The sequence below is a fragment of the Embleya sp. NPDC005575 genome, from assembly GCF_040605455.1.
Taxonomy (GTDB): Bacteria; Actinomycetota; Actinomycetes; order Streptomycetales; family Streptomycetaceae; genus Embleya.
In genome coordinates this window covers 1-5327 of record NZ_JBEXCV010000292.1, presented here as the reverse complement: position 1 = coordinate 5327, position 5327 = coordinate 1, and the positions used below count along the sequence as shown (strand labels likewise).

General features: G+C 69.7%; 7 protein-coding genes and 1 pseudogene. 6 read left to right on the top strand and 2 right to left on the bottom strand.

Going from position 1 to position 5327, the window contains the following annotated elements:
* Positions 1-118: 118 nt before the first annotated feature.
* The 5 genes from ABZS54_RS42100 to ABZS54_RS42080 all read left to right on the top strand — a co-directional run bounded on the left by ABZS54_RS42100 (position 119) and on the right by ABZS54_RS42080 (position 3920).
* Entirely contained in the window at positions 119-634 is a 516-nt protein-coding gene (locus tag ABZS54_RS42100; protein WP_355548479.1) for an NUDIX hydrolase, read from the top strand.
* A gap of 50 nt (positions 635-684) precedes the next feature.
* Entirely contained in the window at positions 685-1797 is a 1113-nt protein-coding gene (locus ABZS54_RS42095; protein WP_355548476.1) for a DegT/DnrJ/EryC1/StrS family aminotransferase, read from the top strand.
* Positions 1794-2828 carry a Gfo/Idh/MocA family oxidoreductase gene (locus ABZS54_RS42090; protein ID WP_355548473.1) on the top strand — a complete coding sequence of 345 codons (1035 nt, stop codon included), beginning with the start codon at positions 1794-1796 and terminating at the stop codon, positions 2826-2828. Before ABZS54_RS42095 ends, ABZS54_RS42090 begins: the two co-directional genes overlap by 4 nt.
* Positions 2829-3106: 278 nt before the next feature.
* Positions 3107-3610, top strand: coding sequence for a DUF4265 domain-containing protein (locus tag ABZS54_RS42085; RefSeq protein WP_355548470.1), 504 nt, complete (start codon positions 3107-3109; stop codon positions 3608-3610).
* Between the two features lie 145 nt (positions 3611-3755).
* Positions 3756-3920 (top strand): hypothetical protein, encoded by a 165-nt coding sequence (locus tag ABZS54_RS42080; RefSeq protein WP_355548467.1) that lies wholly within the window; start codon positions 3756-3758, stop codon positions 3918-3920.
* A gap of 83 nt (positions 3921-4003) precedes the next feature.
* On the opposite strand, the gene ABZS54_RS42075 is transcribed toward ABZS54_RS42080, so the two are convergent.
* Positions 4004-4426 (bottom strand): DUF6193 family natural product biosynthesis protein, encoded by a 423-nt coding sequence (locus ABZS54_RS42075; protein WP_355548464.1) that lies wholly within the window; start codon positions 4424-4426, stop codon positions 4004-4006.
* Between the two features lie 230 nt (positions 4427-4656).
* Between ABZS54_RS42075 and ABZS54_RS42070 the strand changes: the two genes are divergently transcribed.
* Positions 4657-5235, top strand: a complete 579-nt coding sequence (locus tag ABZS54_RS42070; RefSeq protein ID WP_355548461.1) for a macro domain-containing protein — start codon at positions 4657-4659, stop codon at positions 5233-5235.
* Here the strand turns inward: ABZS54_RS42070 and ABZS54_RS42065 are convergent.
* Positions 5234-5327, bottom strand: a pseudogene (locus ABZS54_RS42065) (IS5/IS1182 family transposase); the annotation flags it as partial. The gene ABZS54_RS42070 and the pseudogene ABZS54_RS42065 sit on opposite strands and share 2 nt — an antisense overlap.

Sequence of the window (5327 nt, the reverse complement as noted above, 5' to 3'; positions counted from 1 at the left end):
TCTCCCGATCTCGGTGTTCACCCCGGGGGTGTTTTGGCCGCCCGGGTTTGTCACACGCTCGTCGCACCCCGCCGTGCCGCCCCCCCCCGGCGGCGGCACGGCACTAGCGTCGCGCCCCATGAGCCACCACCTTCCTCCCGCCGAGTACTACGCCACGCTGCCCAAACACATCGGCGGCGCCGGAGCGATCCTCCACGACACCGAAGGCCGGATCCTCCTGGTCGAACCCGCCTACGGCGACGGCCACTGGGAAATCCCCGGCGGCGCCATGGACGAAGGCGAATACCCCTGGGACACCGCCCGCCGCGAAGTCAAAGAGGAACTCGGCCTCGACCTGCTCCCCGGCCGACTCCTCGTCGTCGACTGGGTCCCACCACAGCCCGACGGCCGCCCCGCGCTCGCGAACCACCTGTTCGACGGCGGCACCCTCACCCGCGCCGACGCCGAACAACACCTGCACCTCGCCGACGACGAGCTCTCCTCCTGGCACCTGGCCGAACCGGCCGAGTGGGACCGGCTGATGGCCCCCCACATGGCCCGCCGCCTCCACGCCTGCGCCCACGCCCTCGCCACCGGCACCACCGCCTACCTCCACCACGGCAACACCCCCACACCCACCTCCGACCCGCGCTGACCCGGGAAAAGCCTTCCGCGTCGGCGCACCCGACCCGGAAGGACACCCCCATGCACCGCACCATCCCCATCGCCGACACCCGCCTTCACGAGGACGACATCAGCGCCGCCACCCGCGTCCTGCGCAGCGGCCACCTCGTCCAGGGCCCCGAAGTCGAAGCCCTCGAAACCGAGTTCGCGGCGTGGGTGGACGGCCGTCACTGCGTCGCCGTCAACTCCGGCACCAGCGCGCTGTGGCTCACCGCCCTGGCCCTGGGCATCGGCGCCGGCGACGAGGTCGTCCTGCCGTCCTTCACGTTCGCCGCGACCGCCGCCGCGATCCGCCTGACCGGCGCGACATGCGTCTTCGCCGACATCGACCCCCACACCCACACCCTGGACCCCGATGCGGCCGCCGCCGCGATCACCGGACGCACCGCGGCGCTGCTGTCCGTCCACCTCTACGGCCACCCCGCCGACACCACCCGCCTGGGCGCCCTCGCCCGCCGCCACGGCCTCGCCCTGATCGAGGACGCCGCCCAGGCCCACGGCGCCACCCACCACGGCCACCGGGCCGGCGCCCTGGGCACCGCCGCCGCGTTCAGCTTCTATCCCACCAAGAACATGCAGGCCGTCGAAGGCGGCATGATCACCACCGCCGACCCCGCCCTCGCCCACACCCTGCGCCTGCTGCGCAACCACGGATCCGCCACCCGCTACCACCACGAGATCGTCGGTACCAACGCCCGCATGAACGACGTCAACGCCGCCATCGCCCGCACCCAACTCGCGCGCCTCGACGACGCCATCCGCGCCCGACGCCACAACGCCACCCACCTGACCGCCGCCTTCGCCACCCTGTCCGGCATCACCGCGCCCACCACCGCTCCGGGTACCGGACACGTCCACCACCAGTACACGATCCGCGTCCACCACCCCCACCACCGCGACACCCTCGCCCAGGCCCTGACCGCCCACGGCATCGGCAACGCCGTCCACTACCCCACACCCCTGCACCGCCAACCCGCCTACCGCACCGACACCCACCTGCCCCACACCGACCTCGCCGCCACCGAAGTCCTCTCCCTCCCCGTCCACCCCGCCCTCACCCAAGACGACCTCGACCGCATCACCACCACCCTCACCGCACTCACCACTGCGGACCACGGGCGGAGCCCGCGATGACCCGCCCGCGACTGCGCGCCGCCCTGATCGGCCTGGGCCGCATGGGCCGCCACCACGCCCGCGTCCTGCGTCACCTCGACGGCGTCGACCTCATCGCCGCCGCAGACCCCCACGGCGACCCGTACCACGCCGTCGACGGCCTGCCCGTCGCCCACGACATCGACCAACTCCTGTGCCACCGACCCGACTACGCCGTTCTGGCCTGCCCCACACTCCTGCACGAGGCCCTCGGCCTGCAGCTCGCCCACGCCGGCATCCCCACCCTGATCGAAAAGCCCCTCGCCACCACCCCCGGCGCCGCCCGGCGCCTGCGCGACGCCTTCCACACCGCCGACATCCCCGCCGCCGTCGGCTACATCGAACGCTTCAACCCCGCCCTCATCGCCTTGCGAGCCCGCCTCGAAAACGGCGACCTCGGCGACGTGTTCGAAATCGGCACCCGACGCACCGGCCCCTACCCCGACCGCATCACCGACGTCGGCGTCATCCACGACCTCGCCACCCACGACCTCGACCTCACCACCTGGATCACCCACCACGCCTACACCTCCATCGCCGCCCGCACCGCCCACCGCACCGGACGCCCCCACGAAGACCTCCTCGCCGCCCTCGGCCAACTCGACGACGGCACCATCACCCACCACCAGGTCAACTGGGTCACCCCCCGAAAGGCACGCACCACCACCGTCACCGGCGAACACGGATGCCTCGTCGCCGACACCCTCACCGCCGACCTCACCCACTGGGCCAACGGCCACACCCCCCACCACTGGGACGCCCTCACCACCTTCCGAGGCGTCACCGAAGGCGACGTCACCCGCTACGCCCTCGACAAGAAGGAACCCCTCCACGCCGAACACGAGGCATTCCGCAACCTCGTCCGAGGAACCGGCCCCGGCCCCGCCGACCTCTCCGAAGGCGTGCGCACCGTCATGGTCACCCACATCACCTCCCGGGCCGCACACACCGGCGAGACGGAACCCGTTCCCCACCAAGCCCGAGGCACCGAGCACCGATTCCGTGACCACTGAGGAACAGAGGAACATCCGACCGGCGGCCTCCAGTGCCCACGCGACCGAAACATGCATGCCGCACTTTCGTCGGGTGTCCGGGCGGTGACGTCTTCGATCGCCTCAAGGACCGCGTCGCCGGGGCCGGTCGCTGGCTGCGTGGAGAACGACGATCGACCGGCCGCCCCCGCAGACCGAGGACGTGGCTGATTGAATCCGGTCACAACGGAATGGTCGCAGGTCGGCGACGTGTACGGACCCGTGCAGGAGATTCCGCCACAACGGATTGGAGACGACGCATGCGGACATCGATCGCGGACTTCACGGGAACCGTCATCCAACACGACAACCCTGTGGACCGGGCCGAACGCAACTACATCTGCCACGCGGTCCTCGAGGGAGAGCCGGAGTCGCGGGAGCAGCTGTGGACCGAACTCGACGCCGGTGAGCCCCGGCTCCGTCCCCCTGCCCGGGCGGCCCGCCTGGCCTGCCTCCCGTTCTTCACCTACGGACTGTGTCGCGGCGACATCATCGCGGTCGACGGCGACGACTTCGTGGTCGGAGTTCTGGAAAAGTCGGGTCACCGCCTGCTGCGCGCCGCGTTCGTGCGCGACCACCCACTCCTGGAGGGGACCCACGCCGACGTCCACGACGAACTCGTACGTCTGAACATGCCCCACGAGTGGTTGCAAGGCACCTACGTCTCCGCCGACCTGTCACCCGGCGCCGACCCGACCGAGATGATCGAACTCCTGCAGCGGCTGAAGGAACAGGGACGCCTTCACTGGGAGATCGACGCGTAACCTCTCGACACATCGCCGCGCGAGTCATCCACGGCAGACCTCCACGCGGGAAACGATCACCGACTCCACGGGAAAGCACACATTCGTTCGAGGCGTCTCCGCAGTCAGATGGCTCTCGTGAACGCCCCCCACCCACGCCCAGGAGTTGTTCGACGCCCACCACGCCGGCGCCTCCGAACGCGACCTCGAACGCATCGTCGCCGCAGGCCTGCAGCAGTCGTACTTCCAGGAAGGCGGCACCCGCGCCGGCGACCTGGAGGAGGTCGAGCTCACCGACGTGGACTACATCGAGTTCGACGTCCGCGGCTGAGCCACCGAGCCGCCACATTCGACGCATGGTTGAGTCGTGACACGGTAGTTGGAACCTGGCCATGACGGCTGGAACCGGGGAGGTCAGTTCGTGGAGTGGCCGGTGCCTTGGGCTTCAAGGCCGGCGAACTGGTCCGTGGCCTCGTGGAGGGCGAGTTCCTCGGGAGTTCCGACGAAGGCGGGTCCACAGGCGGGAGGGAGACGTTCGACCACCATCGCGACGGCCTGCTCCGGCGTCGCCACCGGACCCACGACCTCACCGCGTAGGGGGCCAGAGACCCGGTAGCCGCCTCCTACCGCAGGCTGGATGTAGGGGATGTCCCACGTCCATCGCTGCTCTGTGCAGCGGCTGAAGTGCAGCTCTCCCATCCCTGTCCAGGGAAACAACCAACGCAGGCGGGGTTCGGCGTAGGCCGCTTCGAGCAGTGCCCGGCGGACCCGCCCGTCGGCGCGAACCTTCTGCCAACCTGCTTCGACGAGCGCCCGGCTCGCAGGGGTCGTGTCCATGGCGACATCATCCCGGTCATTGGTCGGAACCGGTTCCGACAAGCTTGGCAACTCATCGCAGGTTCCAGGAAGCCTGACCACGGTGCCGCGATCATCATGGGACCGATGTCGCCGACGAAGTCGCGCTGGCGTTGCGTGGTGGGGCGACTTCTGGGTGCCAGCCGAAAATCCGGCGTCGGCTCGCGAGTTCTTCGACGTCTGGACCTGGCGGGCTGAACGGATGGCTCAGGATGGCACCGTCACCCGCAAGGATCTCGGACACGGATTGCCGGCCCTTCGGCGTGCTGGAGATGCCCCGGTTGCCTTGGGGCGAGTGGATACCGCCGAGGCATCCACCTGGTCTTCCTGGCCGCTGCTCTGAGCTCATGCGTTGCCGTGTTGTAGTTCGGTGCCGGTGGCATCATCAGGGCATGACTGTGTTCGAGGTTGTTCAGGGTGACATAACGCTCCAGGAGACCGACGCTATCGTCACTGCGGCGAACGAGTCGCTCATGGGCGGTGGTGGCGTGGACGGCGCGATTCACCGTGCGGCGGGTCGGCGTCTGGCGGACGCGGGCGCCGCGATCGGTCCCTGCGAGCCGGGCGACGCGATGGCGACGCCGGCCTTCGACCTCAACCCGCCGGTGAAGCACGTGATCCATACCGTTGGTCCGGTCTGGGAGGGCGGCGACTACGCCGAGGCCGAGGTGCTGGCCTCCTGCTACCGCCGATGCCTTCAGGTCGCGGATGAACTGGGCGCCAGGAGTGTCGCGTTTCCCGCGATCGCCACCGGCCTCTACGGGTTCCCCGCCGAGGAGGCCGCGCGGTGAGGCCGATCGTGTCGGTGATGATGCCCCGCTTCCGGCCTACGATCTTCTTTGCGGCGTCCGTTCCCTGGCTGGTCAGGGGTACGTTGGTGGAG